The organism is Odoribacter splanchnicus DSM 20712 (genome assembly GCF_000190535.1).
Lineage (GTDB): Bacteria > Bacteroidota > Bacteroidia > Bacteroidales > Marinifilaceae > Odoribacter > Odoribacter splanchnicus.
Window position 1 is genome coordinate 1,417,218 of the sequence record NC_015160.1, and the last position, 20,571, is coordinate 1,437,788.

At 42.2% G+C, this 20,571-nt stretch carries 14 protein-coding genes and 2 pseudogenes; 2 read left to right on the forward strand and 14 right to left on the reverse strand.

Features of this window, described 5'->3' with window-relative positions:
* Positions 1-65 precede the first annotated feature (65 nt).
* Positions 66-992 carry a hypothetical protein gene (locus tag ODOSP_RS05960; RefSeq protein ID WP_013611478.1) on the reverse strand — a complete coding sequence of 309 codons (927 nt, stop codon included), beginning with the start codon at positions 990-992 and terminating at the stop codon, positions 66-68.
* A 192-nt stretch (positions 993-1,184) separates the two neighbouring features.
* Here ODOSP_RS05960 and ODOSP_RS05965 point away from each other — a divergent pair, with 192 nt between their 5' ends.
* Positions 1,185-2,543, forward strand: coding sequence for a transposase (locus ODOSP_RS05965; RefSeq protein WP_080705330.1), 1,359 nt, complete (start codon positions 1,185-1,187; stop codon positions 2,541-2,543).
* Between the two features lie 266 nt (positions 2,544-2,809).
* Here ODOSP_RS05965 and ODOSP_RS18695 read toward each other — a convergent pair whose 3' ends face one another.
* From ODOSP_RS18695 to ODOSP_RS19875, 8 genes and pseudogenes are all read right to left on the reverse strand, one after another.
* Entirely contained in the window at positions 2,810-3,931 is a 1,122-nt protein-coding gene (locus tag ODOSP_RS18695; protein ID WP_013611479.1) for a DUF6575 domain-containing protein, read from the reverse strand.
* Positions 3,928-4,311, reverse strand: coding sequence for a hypothetical protein (locus ODOSP_RS05975; RefSeq protein WP_013611480.1), 384 nt, complete (start codon positions 4,309-4,311; stop codon positions 3,928-3,930). The genes ODOSP_RS18695 and ODOSP_RS05975 overlap by 4 nt, the downstream gene beginning before the upstream one ends.
* Before the next feature lie 331 nt (positions 4,312-4,642).
* Positions 4,643-6,451: a group II intron reverse transcriptase/maturase gene (ltrA, locus tag ODOSP_RS05980; RefSeq protein ID WP_013610569.1), complete on the reverse strand. Its 1,809-nt coding sequence runs from the start codon at positions 6,449-6,451 to the stop codon at positions 4,643-4,645.
* A gap of 550 nt (positions 6,452-7,001) precedes the next feature.
* Positions 7,002-8,160, reverse strand: a pseudogene (locus tag ODOSP_RS05985) (tyrosine-type recombinase/integrase).
* A 191-nt stretch (positions 8,161-8,351) separates the two neighbouring features.
* Positions 8,352-9,239, reverse strand: a complete 888-nt coding sequence (locus ODOSP_RS05990; protein WP_013611481.1) for a bile acid:sodium symporter family protein — start codon at positions 9,237-9,239, stop codon at positions 8,352-8,354.
* Between the two features lie 11 nt (positions 9,240-9,250).
* Positions 9,251-11,128, reverse strand: coding sequence for an amidophosphoribosyltransferase (locus tag ODOSP_RS05995; protein ID WP_013611482.1), 1,878 nt, complete (start codon positions 11,126-11,128; stop codon positions 9,251-9,253).
* A gap of 20 nt (positions 11,129-11,148) precedes the next feature.
* Positions 11,149-13,341 (reverse strand): glutamine synthetase III family protein, encoded by a 2,193-nt coding sequence (locus ODOSP_RS06000; RefSeq protein ID WP_013611483.1) that lies wholly within the window; start codon positions 13,339-13,341, stop codon positions 11,149-11,151.
* 57 nt (positions 13,342-13,398) lie between these two features.
* Positions 13,399-13,551, reverse strand: a complete 153-nt coding sequence (locus tag ODOSP_RS19875) for an NAD+ synthetase (protein WP_013611484.1) — start codon at positions 13,549-13,551, stop codon at positions 13,399-13,401.
* A gap of 731 nt (positions 13,552-14,282) precedes the next feature.
* On the opposite strand from ODOSP_RS19875, the pseudogene ODOSP_RS06010 reads away from it, so the two are divergent.
* Positions 14,283-15,123 (forward strand): annotated as a pseudogene (locus tag ODOSP_RS06010) (alpha/beta hydrolase).
* Between the two features lie 709 nt (positions 15,124-15,832).
* Here the strand turns inward: ODOSP_RS06010 and ODOSP_RS06015 are convergent.
* The 5 genes from ODOSP_RS06015 to ODOSP_RS06035 form a co-directional block, all read right to left on the reverse strand.
* Positions 15,833-16,534 carry a phosphoadenylyl-sulfate reductase gene (locus ODOSP_RS06015; RefSeq protein ID WP_013611486.1) on the reverse strand — a complete coding sequence of 234 codons (702 nt, stop codon included), beginning with the start codon at positions 16,532-16,534 and terminating at the stop codon, positions 15,833-15,835.
* 74 nt (positions 16,535-16,608) lie between these two features.
* Positions 16,609-17,439, reverse strand: a complete 831-nt coding sequence (locus ODOSP_RS06020) for a phosphate ABC transporter ATP-binding protein (protein ID WP_113028748.1) — start codon at positions 17,437-17,439, stop codon at positions 16,609-16,611.
* A gap of 90 nt (positions 17,440-17,529) precedes the next feature.
* Entirely contained in the window at positions 17,530-18,378 is an 849-nt protein-coding gene (locus tag ODOSP_RS06025) for a PstA family ABC transporter permease (protein ID WP_013611488.1), read from the reverse strand.
* A 16-nt stretch (positions 18,379-18,394) separates the two neighbouring features.
* On the reverse strand, positions 18,395-19,321 hold the full coding sequence (gene pstC / locus ODOSP_RS06030; RefSeq protein ID WP_013611489.1) for a phosphate ABC transporter permease subunit PstC: 927 nt from the start codon (positions 19,319-19,321) through the stop codon (positions 18,395-18,397).
* Positions 19,321-20,334 carry a PstS family phosphate ABC transporter substrate-binding protein gene (locus tag ODOSP_RS06035; protein WP_013611490.1) on the reverse strand — a complete coding sequence of 338 codons (1,014 nt, stop codon included), beginning with the start codon at positions 20,332-20,334 and terminating at the stop codon, positions 19,321-19,323. Before ODOSP_RS06035 ends, pstC begins: the two co-directional genes overlap by 1 nt.
* Between the last annotated feature and the right edge of the window lie 237 nt (positions 20,335-20,571).

The following is a 20,571-nucleotide window of genomic DNA, read 5'->3' on the forward strand; positions in this document are numbered from 1 at the left end:
AGTGCAAAGGTATTGAGGATTAGCTTGATAGTGGATTAAGCTATGTTTGAGGTCTTAACCTATTCTTAAAGTCTTTTCAGTTGTTTGATATAGTTGTATATGGTTGCAAATCCTTTCTCATGGGAGATGCCTTTCACGTAGTTGGTTGCTGTGGCTAAATCCCCTTGATTGAGATATTTATCCCTACTTTTGTCTTTGGAAAGAAATAGTTTATTGTTAGCAATGACCGATTGCCAATTAGCGGTAATCAAGGACCTATTACTTAATTCCGAAAAAAGGAAAGCTACATATCTATTATTGTTTGACCTTAATATTGCATTAGGCTTACAGGAGAGTATCGCTTTCAAGTCATCAACAGTTACAGAAGCATTGAACATCTTAACCTCGTTTATGCAATCCACAATTAATTCAATCTGTCTATCATTAAGAATTGAATCAAAAGGATTTTCAGTTTCAGCAATAGGGGGTATGGCTTTTATCGGAAATTCGACGTTTGTTATTGGCTTCTGTACTTCCTGCTCCTGCTGTGGTTGCGTTTCTATCTGCACTCTGCTTTCTTTCTTTTTTCGTAAATATGCCAAATATCTTTCCAGCACAACGGCTCTAACAACTACGGAAAAATAAGGCAGTTCTTCATCGTAAGTCGCATTATCTTGTTCATATCTGGAGTAATCAAATGAAGTGACAGAAAACGTAAGGTATTTCCTTTTTTCATCAGGTTTCATTGATTCATAAAAGCTGCTCTCCCAAAAAAAATCAGAGGAGCTAAAATAATTGGATATCTCAGATAAGACAGCATTATGCATATACAACTGCATAAGTTCATCCGAAATCCGCAAATATTCTTGCTTTTCCAACTCTTCTAATAGTACAGTATCTAAATAACTAAATTTGGTAGACAGACCGTTCACTAAGATTATATAAGAATAATTGATACAACGATTAAATACACCTTGTATGTTATCAAATGTTTCTTTCAGATTTTCGCTCATAACTTGCAATATATCATTAGACTGAACAAAAATACAGAAAAGAATAATTTGGGATATTCAGTAAATAGTATAAAATTAGCCAACTAATTCATACACAAAATGTTGCGAATTAGTTGGCTTTTTTGTATCTTTAGGTATTCCCCCGCAAATAAGGTTTGGAATCCAAAACGGGGGAAATTCCCCAACAAAGATATGGCTAAGATACAAAATATTTCGGAAATTCACCCTACTTTGGGCTTTACAGAATTTGATATTATAGAAAAATATCGCAAGAGTTTTCATGAGAGTGAGCTTGGCAGGCTTCATTCGGTGTTTCCGTTTGAGCGTATGGCAAAGACCATGGGCCTGTCGGAACAGCGACTGGGACGCAGGAACATCTTCAGTCCTTCGGCGAAGATCGCCCTTATGGTCCTGAAGGCGTACACCGGATTCTCTGACAGGCAGCTGGTGGAACATCTTAACGGGAACATACACTACCAGATGTTCTGCGGGATTATGATAAATCCGTCCTTTCCCATAACCAACTACAAGATAGTCAGTGCCATCCGCAATGAGATAGCGTCCCGTCTTGATGTTGATTCCCTCCAGGAAGTGCTGGCTTCACACTGGAAACCCTATCTTGACAGCCTTCACGTCTGTATGACCGATGCCACATGCTATGAGAGCCATATGCGTTTTCCTACGGATATGAAACTCCTTTGGGAAAGTCTGGAATGGCTCTACAGGCAAATCTGCCTTCATTGCAGAGATTTGGGTATAAGGCGTCCGCGCAACAAGTATGCGGATGTGGCGAAGTCCTATCTGTCCTACTGCAAGAAGAGAAAGAGGAAGGCTTCAAGGACAAGGATGCTCAAGCGTCGTATGATCAGACTCCTTGAAAAGCTCCTCATACAGAGGGATGAAATCCATAGAGAACATGGAACCTCACTCCGATATACCCAGGATTACCAGAAGCGTCTTTCCATCATCAGAAAGGTTCTTGTACAGGAAAAGGAGTTGTTTGAAGGCAGGAAGGTCAGGGACCGCATCGTCAGCATTGACCGCCATTATGTACGTCCCATTGTAAGAGGCAAGGAAACAAAGTCCGTCGAGTTCGGTGCGAAGGTCAACAACATACAGATAGACGGCATATCGTTCATCGAACACCTCTCGTTCAAGGCTTTCAACGAAGGTATACGCCTGAAGGACTGTATCCGCATGCAGCAGAAGCTCATGAATGTGAGGGTAAGATGCGTGGCTGCCGATTCCATATATGCCAATAATGCCAACAGAAAGTTCTGTACAAAATATGGAATATCCACATCCTTTGTACGCAAGGGAAGGGCGGCCAGGGATGAATCCTTGAGAAAGGTTCTCAGAAGTGAACTCTCCAAAGAAAGGGCCACCCGACTTGAAGGCAGCTTCGGCACACAGAAGCAGCATTACTCACTCTCAAGGATAAAGGCACGGAACAGGAAGACGGAAATCCTATGGATTTTCTTTGGAATACATACGGCAAATGCCATACTGATGATAGATAAAATCAGGAACCGGGCGGATAAAGCGGCATGACATAAATTTACCGACAGAACCAGAAGGGGTCATCAGACCTCTTCCGAAGCGTCGTGTCTAACAAGATAGGATTATGTGAAAAAACACAGAAAAAGGGCAATAATAATGGCATATAAAGTGATTATACTCTATCAACTTTATATGCCATCTTACTTTTTAGGGACATTTACTGAATATCCCTAATTTAAAAAGAAAGGAAATACAAGAAACTTATTCTGTTTCCTATATTTCCTCTATAAATTCGTAGATTGTAAGCTATAGATAAATTACTCCTGCTTTTTTACTTCTTCAATATCTGTCAAAATCAGAGTCGTTTTCTCTTTAGAACTCACATTATTCTGCTCTAAAATTTCTTCACAAGTTATTTTATATCTAACCTCACCTGAAACTACACCATATAATAAATCAGGAACTCTCACTTTTCCTGAAACTTCTTCTCCAGAATCTAGTTTTAAAGACCATTTACAACTAGACATCCAAAAGCCAGTCAAATAACCTTCAAAAGATTTCACCTCTTTATCTAATTCAGAAGATTCACTTAAAACCTCATAAATTTCCTTCAATTTAGGTAATCCTACTTTATTAGCAACAACTTTACCTTCCGAAATAGATGACACCCATTTATATTTTACAGCGATTTTATTATCGATTAATTCCTTGATAAAGTTTTTATAACTCCTTATTGTATGCCCCTTTAATGGAATTAGGAATTCTCTTAATTGTTCATTCGTTGTACATTTTAAAAGAGAATCCAATTTATACAATGTTTTATCAATTCGAGAAGAACCAAACAAATCTAAATCAGATTCTGCATACATATGCACATTAAAAGAAGCTGCAGAATACGCAAACACTCTCAACCTAAAATCTCTATCATCTTTTGTTCCATCTATTTTCTTAAAACAATTAGCAACCATTGATTGGTATTGAGTTGTCAGAACAGATAATGTCGAAACTGGGATTGAATGAGAATTCATTACATCCTCAAAACCTAAATGAATAACAGGATGTTTATGCTCTATTGCTTCACATATTATTGAAGTATCATCATTTTCTCCATCAAAAAAATAGCCTTCATCTGGTAGCATATCCTCAGGTAAAGCACCTACATGTATATATTTCTCCAAATGATAATAATCATCATAATATGAAACAATATAATAGTCATCACTTATTTCAGGGGCAATGAGTAAAGAACGCAAATCTATTGCTTTAGCTAAAAAAGTCTTTAATCGCTCACTAGAGATACGTATTGCAACATAACGGCAACAGTCTTCATCATTGTACAACAGACACAAATATTTAGTTCCTACAACATCCCGTCCTAAAAACAGTTGAGGGACATCATAGAAATCTAAAATTCTTTCTATTTCAAGTTTTGTAATCATAACTGTACAATTTTTGAATTCGTATAATCAAAAGATTGTGCACGCCACCATGAATAATGAGACTGTTTAAAAGTTTTCTTCACAACTCCATCACTTACATTTAGAACAATCTCAGCAATACACCCTCCTCTAAATTTGGGAAGTTTTAATTTTTTTTTCGCATCCTCCACATCACTAAAGACAGAAATAGCTCTTGCAATACATTCATCAATTCCATCTCCTGCAAACACCTTTTCTGGAGCCATTTTTCTTTGGGAAAAGAAATCCGAATCCTCAACTGGATTACCTTGAGATATACGATAAAAATGTTCACCAGAAGGAGCATAAGCATCTTCTGGTGGACACCTATCTGGTAAAGTCTCAACCCATTTTATATCCATGCGTTTTAAAATTTGTTTGCAATTTTAGACAAAAATCACGATATTACCTAATTTTTGAAGTATGAAAAATGAGATTTAACATATCGCATCAATCGCAATTACAGAATTAGTTATACTTATGCATCCATTTCAAAGTTCAATTCTGCAAACATATAAACACTAATCCATTAAATTGGGTATCAAGCTAATAGCTTCTTCCTTTTTCTTATCTACAATCTGTAGGCTCGGTAAACAACGCCTTTCCGCTTTACAGCGGTAGGTTTTCGTTTATCTGCCCCCGAACCGTACTTACACGTCTCCATGTATACGGCTCTCCATCTGTAACATCATTTTACTTATCACAGCTCTGGATTTTTGCGTTACACTCCGCACATACGACCAAAGTCTTTCTGTGCATATAGAGCATTTTGCGTTCCCAGTCATTTTTACCTTTTAACTCTTTGAGAGTGCGGACATGGTGCATTACCACTTCTCCGTGCTTGCCACATAGTTCGCACGTTTTTGTTGTAAGCCTTTCTATCAAACTTAACGATGGTGTTTTGAACATATACGGCAGATTGTCACTTGGGGCTGTTTCACAATCCGTTTTACGGGCGTAACCCTCATTGTAGAATACCCTGTACTTGGTTTCTCCTCCCTTGTTTACAAAAGGCACGGCAAAGAGATTGTCCTTGCGGTATGTTTCAATGACTTTTCTCACTGACATATTCAGCTTTTGAGCAAGAGTTTTGTACATGGAGAACTTCATAATACAGCCGAAAGAGCGTCCCAAAGCCGATGCATTGTTTGCTATTGAGTAATAGTTGTAGAACCCTCGTATTTCGGTATTAAACTGAGATACAATCTCGTGCGCTTCATTGTCAATCATATAAGTCCTGCCTTTTGACACCCATGTTTCCTTGCCGCGTTTGGTGACAACTTTCATGGCTTCGAGGCTGAGCAGTTTATTCTTGATTACTTCTCTTGAAACGTGCAATATCACGTTCCCGTTGAAGTATCTGCGCACTGTTCCGTTACTGTTTCTCTTTGTGGCATAGTCTTTACGGACATATATTTCGTAACCCAAAAATTTTGCGCTGTCTTGTGCATTTGTAATCAAAGTCTTTTCCTGTGACATCTCCAGCCTTAACTTTTCCTGCATAAACTTGGTGATGTCAGCTTTGATTGTCTCACATTCGTTTTTCGTTCCGATAACCCCGATTAGAAAATCATCGGCGTAGCGCAGATATCTCAGTCTGCGAAAATTTCTGTCCATATCGTTGCCACTTGGCATTGTTAGTATCCGCTTCTGCTTTTCGTGCAGTTCTTCTACCATCCTTGTTCTTACGTTTACATCCTCTACTTCATTTATCCTACGTTTTAGGTAGTGTACTCTGCTGTTGAGTTTGCAAATATCCTTGTTGCGGCTTCTTACTGTCCCTTTATTGAATTTGTTGGCATATTCATTCATGTACTTATCGAACTTGTCAAGGTATATATTTGCCAAAACAGGGCTTATGATACCACCTTGCGGTGTCCCTGAATAAGTCTTGTTGAATTGCCACTCTTCCATGTACCCTGCATTGAGGAATTTCCGTATCAGACGAAGAAATCTGTCATCTGCTATTCTGCCTTTCATTATTTCTATCAGCACATCATGGTCTATGTTGTCAAAGAAGCCTTTTATATCTCCCTCGATGAACCATTTTGCACCGTTGAAATTATTTTGTAGACTTTTCAGTGCTGTGTGGCAGCTTCTGTTTGGTCTGAAGCCGTGCGATGTCCACTCAAAGTGTCCCTCATATATAGCTTCAAGCACCATTCTTACTGCCTCTTGAACCAATTTGTCTTCAAAAGACGGTATTCCTAACGGACGCATCTTCCCATTCTTTTTCGGAATGTAAATTCTCTTTGCAGGATTGGGACTATAAGTCTCATCCTTTATACTCTCTATGAGTTTGTTTATCCTATCAATGCTCATTTCATCCTCTGTTTTGCCATCAGTGCCGGGTGTCATGTTTCCCGGCTTTGCATACATACGTTGGTAGGCGGCAAAGAACATCTGTTCATTGAATAGAATACGGTAGAGCCTTTCGTATTTATACTCAGGCTCGTTGCTGTGTCCAGCTAAAATGTTTAATACTTGCTCTGGATTTCTCATACGTCTCTCACGTTTTCCGTTGTTCGTATTAAAGTTACAGACTACTTCCCTTCGCCATGTACAAGGCTTTCCCTTGCTCGGACTACTACGGAAGTTCCGTTACCATATCGGATATTCAAAAGCTTTCTTTATAGCTGTTTATTCCAGCGTTCCGACTTAGGTAATCCCCAGTTAGTTCTCTTAATAACTATTAGCACGGCATACTGTCGGATGCGACTTTCGTTCTTGTCCGCTTATTGCGGCTGTGTCATAGTCGGTTCTTTATGCTCTGCACTAACGCACAAAATAGGCAGAGTACTATGAAACAACGTATGTATAATAGTCTTCCGTTGTTGCAAGATTTGGTACCACTGAACTATCGTTCAACCAATCAAGGCTTCATCCTTATGTATGCCTTTTCGTCTTGCCCCTCAGTCGCCACTTGACTATTAGTGGACTTGGAGCTTTAATCAGTATGCTACACTCCCCATCGGGTTTCCCCTTTGGATAAACTGATTGACGATAGGATTATATCGAACCCAATCCTAACTTCTTGCTAAAGAAGTATTTATTAAGCGACCATTCTGGGCGCACTTGCATATATTTGAGTAGTCGCAATATTTTTATGCCCCAACAGTTTACTAACGGTATATAAATCAGCCCCTAATGTAAGCATCATGGTTGCATGGGTATGACGCGAGACATGAAAGGAGATATGTTTGGTAACTCCTGCCGCTTTAGCCCATTGTTGAAGTATCTTATTTATTGTCCCCTCATGTGTTAAAGGGAAAATTAAATCGCTGTCTGCAGCTTCCCCTCTTTGCGGCAACCACTTCAACGCTTCATCGGATATGGGAAGATAAAGCGGTTCTTTAGTCTTTTGCATTTTTATCTCAATTCTAATTCTATCACCGCTTTTCTGTAAATCATTCCATTTTAATTTTCTTAAATCGCTTATTCGCAATCCACATAAGCAGCTAAAAAGAAAAGCCTGTTTCATTATCTCATATTTACATTCCGTATTTATCAAGAGTTTCAATTCTTCAATAGTTAGATACTCCCTACGGCTGGCTTCTGCCTTCACTTTATCGGCAAAATCAAACTCTTTTGTTGGGTTTACTGTTATAATGCCATCTTTATAAGCCCTATTTATAGCAGTTCGTAATACTCCATAATAAGCAACTACCGAATTATTGCTTAATAATCCGCCTGCTTTAGTTACTCCGTATTTACTCGATTTCTTTGCCTGCTTTAAGAAATCCACAAAACTACTAAGGAAATCTTTATCAATATCACGAAAAGCGATATAATCCCCTCTAAACAATTTCAATTCACGGATAGTGTTACCAATAGTCTTTTCATAATTCAGACTGCCACGCTCTTTAGATTGCGCTCTCATATCCAACAAATAGTCAAGTACGTTTGCTTTGGATTTATTGGTATTCTGAAATCCGTGCGCATCATTCTGTAACTCAACAATCCGTTTGCTCTGAATAGCTTTGGCAAGTGCCAAAGTAGCTTCATTCTTAGTCTTATCCTCCCTCGTCTTTTCCGGAATAAGATATAACTTCAAAAAACTCGTATTGGCGTTTACCACCAACATAGTTTTCTTTTCTAATCACGTCACCAGTGTAATAATCCAAATAAATGGATTGATTACCATTGGCAAGCTGCTTAAATCTGATTCTTACAGGTTCTTTCAGTTTGACCTCTTGTTTCTTCTTCGCCATACTTATGTTTTTATTTTGTTACCGATGGCAAATATAGATATTTTTTTTGTTACCCAATAGCATTTGAGTAACAAACTGGTAACAAAATAAAGGAATTTATAGGCAAGCACAGGAAAGCAAGCAAAACAAAAGAGACAAGACAAACAAAAGATAATCAACTATATTTCAGTTATTTATATTTGATTTCCCAGCTATTTCTTTCTCTTCTTCCACAACTGCCAGCTATTGATCATATTTTGCCACAGCACATACGAAGCAGGAGCGATGGAGGAAAGAGGGTTCAGATATACCTGTGCCATCCAGATAGCCAGGATGGTATTTTTCTGTCCGAGTCCCTGCCCTCCCGAAACAGGATCGCCATACCGCCGTCCGATACGCCTGCCCAGGATAAACTGCAGGACACAAATCACCAATGCTAATGCGGCCATCCACCACTCTTCCGTAATATCGGCATTCTCCTGATACACGATAAAATAAACCGTTTTCCCGGTTACAATAGTCAATCCCAACGCCCAAAGATAAAAAGAAAGAATTTGCAGTTTTTTCAACTGCCGGTGGAGAGACGGCAAAGCTTTCTCCAAAAACAGGGCCAATGCAAAAGGTAATATCAGGACAGGCATGACTTGCCGGCAAATGAAAAGTACGGAATTCCAGAAGGTCATATCGCTATGTTCTCCCAACAGAGTAAAGATCAAGGGAGATACGACAGCTACCACCAAACTACTCATCAAAGTATATGCCGCCAGACAGGCGACACTTCCTCCGAGCATTCCCGTGATCACTGCAGCAGCCGTTGCGGTCGGTGCCAAAACACAAATCAGACCTCCCTGTGCCACGACCGGATCGAACCACACCAATCCACCGTAAACCACCAAACACCCGACAACCTGAACAGCCAGCAACCACAGATGCAAACCACTGAACTTCAAATCGCGAAAAGACAATTTACAATATGTAATAAACAACATACTGAAAATCAGGTAGGGCGTTAAAAAAGCCAACTGTTGAAAGAATTCATAAAAAAATGCTCCCGACAACATGGCCAGCGGAAGCATCCAGGTCTTTATCTTTTGTAACACGACAAACGGATTTAGGAATTAAACCTTTTCTCATACCATTCCACAAAAGCCCCGTTCACCAGACGGTTTCCGCCCGGAGTGGGATAATCACCCGAAAAATACCAATCCCCGGAATGATTCGGACAAGCCTGGTGTAAATGATCTATCGTCTGATATACCACAGCTATTTCCGAAGGGCAATTCTCAGGGGTGATCATTTCGGCAATCTTAGCAGAAATCTCTTCGTCTGTAAAAGGAGCATAAATTTCTTTGACATAATTCACGACCTTTTCTTTGGGTAATGCTATCTGAGCCTTACTTTTGGTATACACCTCATCGATCACCCGTTCTAATCTCCTCTCTTTCAGCAAAGCGATAGCAGCATGAAAAGCGATAAACTCTCCCATCTTCGACATATCGATGCCATAACAATCCGGATAACGGATTTGAGGCGAAGAGGAGACAATCACAATCTTTTTGGGTTTCTGCCGGCAAAGGATTTTGATTATACTTTGCCTCAAGGTAGTACCCCGGACAATACTATCGTCGATAACGACGATAGAATCCACCCCTTCCCGTACTGTCCCATAAGTGGTGTCGTACACGTGGGCGGCTAAATCATTCCGGCTATTTCCTTCAGCGATAAAAGTCCTCAGTTTGATATCCTTGATGGCCAACTTCTCGGTCCGGATCTGCCGCGACAGGATTTCCCGGATCTGCGCGCTGCTCAGTTGTCCGTTCCGGGCACAGATCTCTTCACTCTTCTGCCGGTCCAACCAGGCTTCCAAGCCCTGCATCATCCCATAATAAGCGATTTCTGCCGTATTAGGGATAAAAGAAAAGATAGTGTGATCCACATCATATCCGACACTTTTCAAAATATTTTCGGTCAGCAGACGCCCCAGTTCCTTCCGTTCGTTATAAATATCGCAATCACTTCCCCGGGAGAAATAAATCCGTTCAAAAGAACAGGGAGTTACTTCAACGGCCGGATGGATCGTACTTACTTTCATATTACCGTTCCGTTTCACAACGATACTCTGTCCGGGCATCAATTCTTTCACCTCTGTTACCGGCAAATCGAAAACCGTCTGAATAACCGGACGCTCGGAAGCAACGACGATCACCTCATCGCTGGCATAATAAAAAGCAGGCCGGATTCCATGAGGATCCCGGAAAGCGAAAAGATCCCCGCTTCCCAACAAACCGGTAATGACATATCCTCCGTCCCAGCGTGCCGAAGCTTCCTGCAAAATATGTTCGATATCGATATTCTCTTCGATCGCATCGTTCATCGCCTGACCGGCCAGGCCCTCGGCCTTGAATCTCCGGTAGAGGTGTTCCACCTCATAATCCAGTAAATACCCTAATTGCTCCAGTATAATAAAAGTATCCGCATTATGCCGGGGATGTTGTCCCCGTTCCACGATATACTGCAATATTTCGTCCACATTGGTCAGGTTGAAATTTCCGGCCAACGAAAGATTCCGGCTCCGCCAATTATTACGACGCAAAAAAGGATGCAGGTATGAAATCCCCGAACGCCCCGTTGTACTGTAACGCAAATGCCCCATGTACATCTCGCCGATAAAAGGCAACTCCTCGTCGGGCACCTCCGGTTCTATCCTCCGGCATTCGGTAATCGCCCGGTGGACAGCAGAAAAAATATCCTGAATAGCCCCCGTTCCTTCTGCCCTCTCCCGGAAGATATATTCTTCGCCCGGACGGGCATTCAACTTTACCGAAGCCATTCCGGCTCCTTCCTGTCCACGGTTGTGCTGTTTTTCCATCAGCAGGTAAAGCTTATTCATCCCCCAAAAAACATCTCCGTATTTTTTCCGGTAGTATTCCAAAGGTTTCAACAACCTCACCATGGCAATCCCACATTCATGTTTAATTGCGTCACTCATAACATTTCCATTCCTGTTCGTTATCTCAAAAACAAAAGTTCCCGATATTTCGGCAACGTCCACATTTCATTATCGACAATCAATTCCAATTTATCGATATGAGCCCGGATCTCATCGAAGGTCGGGGCTATCCGGTCGTGATAAGCAATCGCTTTTTCCCGTATATCCCCCATCTTATTGATCACTTTCCGGGTTTCCACCATTGCCTCCACCTGGGTCTGAATACAGGTCATATGCCGGGCTATCTTCTCTATCAATTCTAAGTCTTGTTCGGCCAAAACCCTGGCTTTCTCTTTCGGGAAAATCGCCATAAACTTGCTTACCTTATCCAGCAACATACTCTGGTAACGCGAAGCCACCGGTAAGATATGATTCATAGCCAAATCTCCCAATATACGGGCTTCGATCTGTACCTTTTTGGTATATGTCTCCCATTTCACTTCAGCCCGGGCATGCAGTTCCACTTCGTTCAATACACCGGTTTCTCCGAACATCCGGATGTTCTCCTGGGCTAACAGACGGTCGAAGATCAGGGGAACGCTGGTCTCACAATCCAACCCACGCCGGGTAGCTTCAGCCTTCCATTCATCACTATATCCATTCCCCTCGAACCGAATCGGCTTGCATGCCACCGTATACCGTTTTAACACCGTAAAGATAGCATTTTCTTTCGTATGTCCTTCAGCGATGAGTTTATCAATATCAGCTTTAAACTCTTTTAACTGATAAGCCACTGCCGTATTCAAAGTGATCATGGCATCGGCACAATTATCCGAGGAACCGACGGCACGGAATTCGAACCGGTTGCCGGTAAATGCAAACGGTGATGTCCGGTTACGATCGGTCGTATCCCTGAATAGTTCAGGGATATGCGTAATCCCGTCCATCCTGAACCCGGTCTTTTTATCCAACTGAATCGCTTCATCCGATTGGCTGAATTCGATTTTATCCAGAATAGCCGACAACTGAGTCCCCAGGAATACCGACAAAATAGCAGGAGGAGCTTCGTTAGCTCCTAAACGATGGGCATTGCCTGCACTCATCACAGAGGCTTTCAATAAGCCATTCCGTCGATAGACCGCCATCAGTATATTCACCAGAAAGGTGATAAATTGCAGATTCTCTGTAGCAGAACGTCCCGGAGATAACAGATTCACTCCCGTATCGGTACCCAAAGACCAGTTGTTGTGCTTGCCCGAACCGTTGATCCCCTTGAAAGGTTTTTCGTGCAAAAGTACCCGGAAACAATGACGCCTCGCCACCACTTTCATGGTAGACATCAACAACTGATTGTGGTCATTAGCCAGATTGGTCTCTTCGAAAACCGGAGCAAGTTCGAACTGGTTCGGAGCCACCTCATTGTGGCGGGTTTTTACCGGGATTCCCAATTGCTGACATTCGTATTCCAGATCCTTCATAAAAGCAATCACCCGAGTCGGTATAGAACCGAAATAATGATCATCCAGCTGTTGATTTTTAGCACTTTCATGTCCCATCATCGTCCGGCCGGTAAGTACCAGATCAGGACGGGCCGCCCACAGGCTTTCGTCTACCAAAAAATATTCCTGCTCCCATCCCAGATAAGAGAACACTTTTTCCACCTTCGGGTCGAAATACCGGCAAATATCCACAGCCGCACGGTTTACTGCCTCGAGAGCCCTCAAAAGAGGGGCCTTGAAATCCAGGGCCTCCCCCGTATAAGCAATAAAGATAGTCGGTATACAAAGGGTCGTATCGACAATAAAGGCCGGAGAACTAGGATCCCAGGCACTATATCCCCGGGCTTCAAATGTATTGCGAAGACCACCGCTCGGAAAACTGGAAGCATCCGGTTCTTGTTGTATCAGCAACTTTCCTGTGAACTCTTCCAACACTCCTCCTTCGTGATCGGCCTCGATAAAAGCATCGTGTTTCTCCGCAGTTCCTCCCGTCAAGGGTTGAAACCAATGCGTATAGTGAGTAGCTCCCATATCCTGAGCCCACTGTTTCATTCCGGCAGCCACACAATCGGCTGTTTCCCGATCCAACGGGCTCCCGTTCTTCATCGTATTCATCAACGTTTCGAAACAAGCTTTCGGCAAATATTTCCGCATTTTGTCCCGATCAAAAACATATTTTCCGAAATACTCTGCCGGACGTTCGGCAGGTGCTTTTACTTCTACGGCTTTTCTTCCGATCGCCTCTTCAACCATTTTAAATCTAAGTGTTGTCATAATATTTATTGTTTAGGTGGTTCTTTATCTCTGTATACATCATCGGCCAACGGCATCTTACACCCTTCCCACAGCAGACAGGACCATTTCGCCGGGTAACGCCGGATCTGCACCACTATCCGCAGCCTCGTCAATATAGTCTATGTTCTTACTTTTATTCGAGAGAATATCTCCGACCATAACGTTCAACTGTGATAGTGTAATCTTCATAAGCCTGAAATTTTAAATCAAACGATAAGTGCCGGAAGTCTTTTCCCGGCAGAAGGAAATTGAAAAGTGTCTTTAGCCGTTCCCACAATCTGACATTCCGGGAAAAAAGAGACGATTTGCCGATATTGTTTCAATAAAAACATCTGTTTTCAATATTCAATCTAAAAAAACAAGGGGATATATACGCTACAAAAAGTATTTTTCCAAACCCATTTCTTATTTTCATTAAAACCAAGACAAAAATACATATTTAGAACAATAATCAAATAAAATTTGAATTATTTTTCCACATACCCCCCAAAAAATACATATATATCAAAATAAAATACAAATAATTCAATACATACCCCCCAATTTTACACACACCTACAATAAAAATAGATTTTACTATAAAATCGATAGTTTCCAAAATAATCAGTAGGATCACTTTAGATTTTAATCTCCAAAACATTCTTTGTATCCGGTATTTTATGCCTACCAGAGTTTACGTCAAATGTTGCCCGTAACAGTCGAGGAAGATGAACCTTTACAAGAAATCCATATACAAAATGCAAATTTATGACGAAACTATTGAAAAATAATGACGTATTTGTTACATATCCGCAGGGACAAAATCAAAGAAAAACCAAAAAATATGCAGGAAAATATACAAGAAATAAATATCTTTACAGAGTATTTGCAGCAAGTTTTATATTGTTAATATCCGGTAACAAACCAATAAGTATACCCTTATGAAAAAAATAAGAGTGATACAATTATTGTTCCTATCCTTATTTCTGATCGGGACCTACCTCCCAACTCAAGCCCAGAAAATAGACACGATCTCGGTTTACAGTACGTCCATGAAAAAACAAATTAAAAATATCATTATCCTGCCTGCCAGCTATACCCAAAATACACAGAAAAAATACCCGGTAGCCTATCTGCTCCACGGTTATGGAGGATGTTTACGATACGTGGGCCACCTATACAAAACCCGATCTGGCTCAAATGGCTTCTAATTTCGATATGATCATCGTATGTCCCGACGGCCTGAACAGTTGGTATTGGGATAGCCCCATCAATCCTTCCTACCGCTATGAAACTTATGTGAGCAAAGAGCTGATCAACTATATCGATTCCCAATACCGCACTTATAATAACCGCAAAGGAAGAGCTATCACCGGTTTCAGTATGGGCGGGCACGGTGCTTTATGGCTGGCTTTCCGTCACCCGGACACTTACGGAGCCTGTGGCTCGATAAGCGGAGGTGTCGATATCCGGCCTTTCCCCGAAAATTGGGAAATGAAGCAATTGCTGGGCCCCTATTCCGAGAATCCCCAGCGTTGGAACGAATATACCGTAATCAACCAATCGCCCTACAACAGCAAGTCGGGACCTTTAGCCATCATTATCGATTGCGGATATTACGACTTCTTCTATACCGTAAATCAGAAATTACATGAAAAACTCCGGTATTACAATATTCCCCACGATTTCCTCACCCGTCCGGGCGGGCATACACACGAATATTGGAATAATGCAATAGATTATCAACTGCTGTTTTTTTATAAATATTTCCACCCTAATTGACCGAAAATCTTCGATAGATAAAAGGCATTTCAAGCCCGCTAAGCATTTCTATCAGGTAGTGATATACATATTTACAACTTATAAACGTAGGTTTATTTTTTTCTTTCTATTCCGATTCCGGGTTTTATCCCGTCAGACCGGTTCGCCTGGAACGATCCGCTAAGGCTTTCCTTCACTGACCGGCGGAACTCCTCACTTCGTTCGTCAGACACCACCGGTCGGGCGTTCGGAAAACCTAACCGGCTCCTCATTCCCGCTCCAATGGTCTTCCGCCATAAAACCCTCCATCTAACGGCAGAGCTAACCGGTAAAGGAAATACAAGCGGAAATTTACGAAAATAGGAAAAACGGACTATCCGGCTTATTTCCAGGGAGAATGATCTTTCTTAAATCAAGACCGGTCTGCAATTCAGTGATAACGTAAGTCGGAGGTGTTCGTGTTCGGGGACCATTGGAGCTCTGGCGAGTGTCGTCTTGCTTTTTCTGAACGCCCGACCGGTGGTGTCTGACGAACGAAGTGAGGAGTTCCGCCGGTCAGTGAAAGAAAAAGTTAGACGACCGACAGAAGCGACCGGGTCCCCAAACACGATCACCGAAGACGAATAAATAACAAAATAAACCTACATTTAGGGTAAACATGTATATAAGCACCTTTCATTATTAGGTCCGGTAGAAAATTTTCCGACCATCAAGGCAACGAGAAATCCGGTCATTTATGTAATCCACATTCTTTGTGTTCAGGCGACTCCCACCACCAACGTCCGGCCCGGATATCTTCGCCGGGCTTAACAGCCCGGGTACAAGGCTGACAACCGATACTCGGAAATCCCTGATCATGCAATTTATTATAAGGTACGCCGTGCTCACGGATATACTCCCATACCTCGGTTTCTGTCCAATCGATCAAAGGATTCACTTTTATCAATCCGTTCATCCCGTCCCACTCTACCAACTGATTTCCTGTACGGGTAACCGATTGTTCGTGCCGCAATCCGCAAATCCACACTTTCATTCCCTGGAAAGCACGTTTCAGAGGTTCCAGTTTACGGATATGACAACATAACCTCCTGTATTCAATGCTATCGTAAAACAAATTCACCCCATGTTCCGCCACCATTTTTTCCACTTCGTGATAGTCCGGGAAAAATACCTGAATCCGGATTCCATATGTCATATTTGTCCGCCCGATCAGACTATATGTTTCAGGAAACAACCGCCCGGTGTCCAAAGTAAAAATACGGGTAGTCGCATCGATCCCGCAAATCATAGCAGTCAACACCTGGTCTTCAATCCCCAGACTCGACGCCAGAGCAATATGTCCCTGGTATTTTTCCAAAAAATAATCCAATACCTCTTCCGCCTTCTTGCCTTTCAGCTGCTCATTCAACCGTATTACATCCTCTTTCATCATATCCCAATCGATTTTTACTTTCCTCCCCAGCTCCAAGCCCTTAGCTTATAGCTTTTTCCCACTTTTTACTTTTTCTAACTAAATACCCCGGCCAAATATTTCTGTGTCAACTCCTTTTGTGGATTTTTAAAGATTTGTTCTGCCGGTCCGGCCTCGATGATCTCTCCCATATACATAAAGATCACATAATCGGCAATTCGTAAGGCCTGACGCAACGTATGCGTCACCAATACGATAGCATATTCCTCTTTAAGTTTTAAAAACAGATCCTCGATGGTTTTACTCGATATAGGATCCAAAGCCGAAGTCGCTTCGTCTGCCAGGATAAACTGGGGTTCGACAGCTAATCCCCGGGCCAGACAGAGGCGTTGTTGCTGTCCGATAGACATCCGACCTGCCGGAGTATGCAAACGATCTTTCACCTCTTCCCATAATCCCACAGCCTGCAGGTAATGGCGTACGATCATATTCAGCTTCTTCCGGTTACGTATACCATGAATCCGGCAACCGTAAGCGATATTATCATAAACAGACATCGGTAGCGGACAGGGACGTTGCGACAACAATCCCATCTTACGCCGTATATGTGTAATCTCTACTCCCGGAGCATACAATTCTTCCCCGTCTACCAACACACTACCCGAAATATGAACCTCTTCATTCGTATCCAACAGACGGTTCAAGCTCTTGAGCAAAGTCGACTTTCCACAACCCGAAGGACCGATAATACAGGTAATCTTCCGGTCCGGAATAACTGCCGACACCTCTTTCAGAATATGATTGTGCTGGATAGTGACATTCAAATGGTCTACGACAATGTTCGATCTTTTGGAATCATCGGTACAAAATTTCTGATTCGGACGAAAAAAACCTTTTTTCAATTCTGTTTCATTCAAATCGGACATATTATACCATTTGATTTTCTTACCTAAAAACGGAATATTCATATATAGTTACCAGATTACTAAGTTACTCAATTATTTTAATCACGATGATTACTGAATTTTATTCCTGGAGAAACGGTTCGTAATAATCCGTCCCAGGATACTCAATATCAAAACAATAATAGTCAATATCAAAGCGGCGGCATACGCCCTTTCCTGAACTGCGGGTATAGGGCTGCTCAGCTGAAAAAATACGGCCAGAGGCAAAGTGGCTGCCGGCTGTCCCAGGGAAGTCGGGATATTATCCGTATACCCGGCAGTGAACAACACCGCAGCAGCATCTCCGATCGCCCGGCCGATAGACAACAAAGTAGCTGTAGCGATACCCGGAGCGATCTGCCGGACAACCACTTTGATCGTTTCGTAACGCGTAGCTCCCAGGGAATAAGAAGCATTCAGCATATCCTGCGGCAATTCCCGGGCAATCTCGTCCATCGAACGGATAAAAATCGGAATGATCAATAGCGTTATGACAATAATACCACCGGCCAAAGAAGTCTTCAACCCCAAATAGATCATGATGGTAAAAGCAAAAGCCCCGTATACGATCGAAGGGATTCCGAAAAGCACATCATACGCCAGTCGGGCGAACGAACCCCGTTTCGAATTTTTTTTCAGATATACATTCAGATAAAACACGACAGGAATACTCACCGCCAGCCCCAATACCGTAGAAGCTCCCACAATATACAACGAACCGACGATAGCATTCAGCAACCCTCCTTCTTTGCCGATGTAAAACCCGCCTCCCGGCAAAGAGGAAATCATTTCCCAATTCATGGCTCCCCAGCCGTTTTTGACGATGGTATATAAAATACTGCCTACAAACAAAAATACCAGTAATGTTGTCACCAACATCACCACTTTCATAGCCTTCTCTTCAATAAATTTCAATTTCATGACATCGGTTTTTCGATCATACCAAATTCCGTTCCAGCTTTCTAAGGATCAGGCGGGAAGCGATATTAAAGACAAATACGACCACAAACAAAATCAAAGCGGCAAACATCAATGCCGATTCATAAAGCGGCAATGACAACATTTCCCCGTAGTTATTGGCGATCAATGCCGGCAACGGATAACAACCGTCGAATAACGAGTCGGGAAGTTGTACAATATTTCCACACACCATCAACACGGCGATCGTCTCCCCCATAGCCCTCGAAATAGCCAGGGTCACCGAAGCTACTATCCCCGGGAAAGTCTTCTTCAGCAATACATATTTCGTCGTCTGCCAACGGGTTGCTCCCAAGGATAAGGAAGCTTCCCGGTATTCCTTAGGAACAGAAGAAAATAATTCCACAAACAAACTGATCAGCAAAGGCAGGATCATGATCCCCAATACAATACCGGCAGCCAGTGTGGAATAACCTGTAGAATATTCCACAAAGTGTGGAGCCAACCGATCGGAAATCCAGGGGACTACGACTAAAATACCCCACACTCCATAGACGACCGAAGGCAGACCGGCCAAAATATCGAGAGCCGGAAACACCACCCTTTTCACCCAACTCTTAGAATTTTCCGTCAGGAAAATAGCGGTAAATAACGAAACCGGTAAAGTCCAAAGGATAGCGATAGCCGTCACCCAAAGGGTACCCATAATAAACGGCAGGAAACCGAAATCCCCGCGCATCGGTTTCCATTTCGCTCCACTAAGTAACTCCCACAGGGATTTGTCGTGTAAAATAGGCAAAGATTTCAGCACCAGACCAATACCGATCAGCACGACCAACAACACAGACACTAACGTAAAAGTCAACATCATTGATCCGGCCATCTTATCTTTGATCAGGCGGATCCTGGAAGTTTTTTGTACAATCTTATCTTCTTCCTCCATCATTATTCCTGCAATTTGAATAATTCTTCTTCCAATATATCGGATGAAAGCCCGATATATCCCACTTCAGGAGCATATTGCTGCCCATCTGTCAAAATAAATTCGAGAAAAGCAAGCACTTCCGGTTTCATCGGTTTTCCATTCGAAACCAAAAACAGGTTCCGGGCCGGTGGGCTGGGATATTTCCCTTCTGCAATAGCAGCATTCAATTCTGTACTAGTGGCATAAAAATCTTCTTCCGGATCGATCTTTCCATTGCCGTTCAAATCCAAGGGAATCACTGCGATATGCCGATAAGGCTTTTTAGAATTGATATCGTAAGCATAGGCAATATTATTAAATCCGATCCCTACTTTGTCACGTTGCACCACAGAAGTGACTCCGGGATCTCCGAATACAGCGGTTCCTTCCAGATCCTCTTGTTTAGCTCCTAACCAGGCAGCAAAAGTTTCTGCAGCACCGCAAGCATCCGAGCGGGTATACACATGTACCGGTATCGTACTGCCCGTCCCCAGCACATCGCCCCAGGTCCGGGCTGTGGTATGAATCCACAGATCCTGAGCCACCTGTTGCTTTAAACCAGTCGCTAATATCTGATCGATCAAAGGATTATTCGAATTAATAGTAGGTACGACGGCATCCTTCACCACCGCTATCGGGAAAGCCCCTTTTTCCAGTTCCTGCGGATAAATATCCCGGGAGACCATTCCAAGGTCTACCACCTTAGCCAAAGCATCGGTAATTCCTTTACCAGCCCCACCGGCAGAAATATCGATCCTCACTTTAGGATGGATCTTACGAAACTCTTCCGCCCATTTCACAGCCATAGGATAAAGAGCAAAAGCTCCGGATAATTGAATCTCACCTTGCAACTCCCGACGTAATTCCCGCCTGTATCTCAATCGTTTAATCCATCCCTGTCTTTTCTCCTGTGCCTGTAATTCATCTGCAACTCCGGCAACCAATACAACAGATAAAGACAAAACTGCAAAAACTACACGTATATTCCGCATCATATTTTATTTAAAATACCAAATCTTCAACAATTTATATGCCAAACCACTATTATTCATTTACTTGGCATATTTATCGAAAAGCTATGCAAAGCTATTCATATTCTGTTAAATAACAATACCTATCCAACGCTATTTTAATAAGCTTTTTTACTTATTTCACACAAAAATAGCTCCCTTTCGGGGAGCTATATCCATGTATTATTTCTAACACATTCAATGAGGGATTGCCGACCTCTT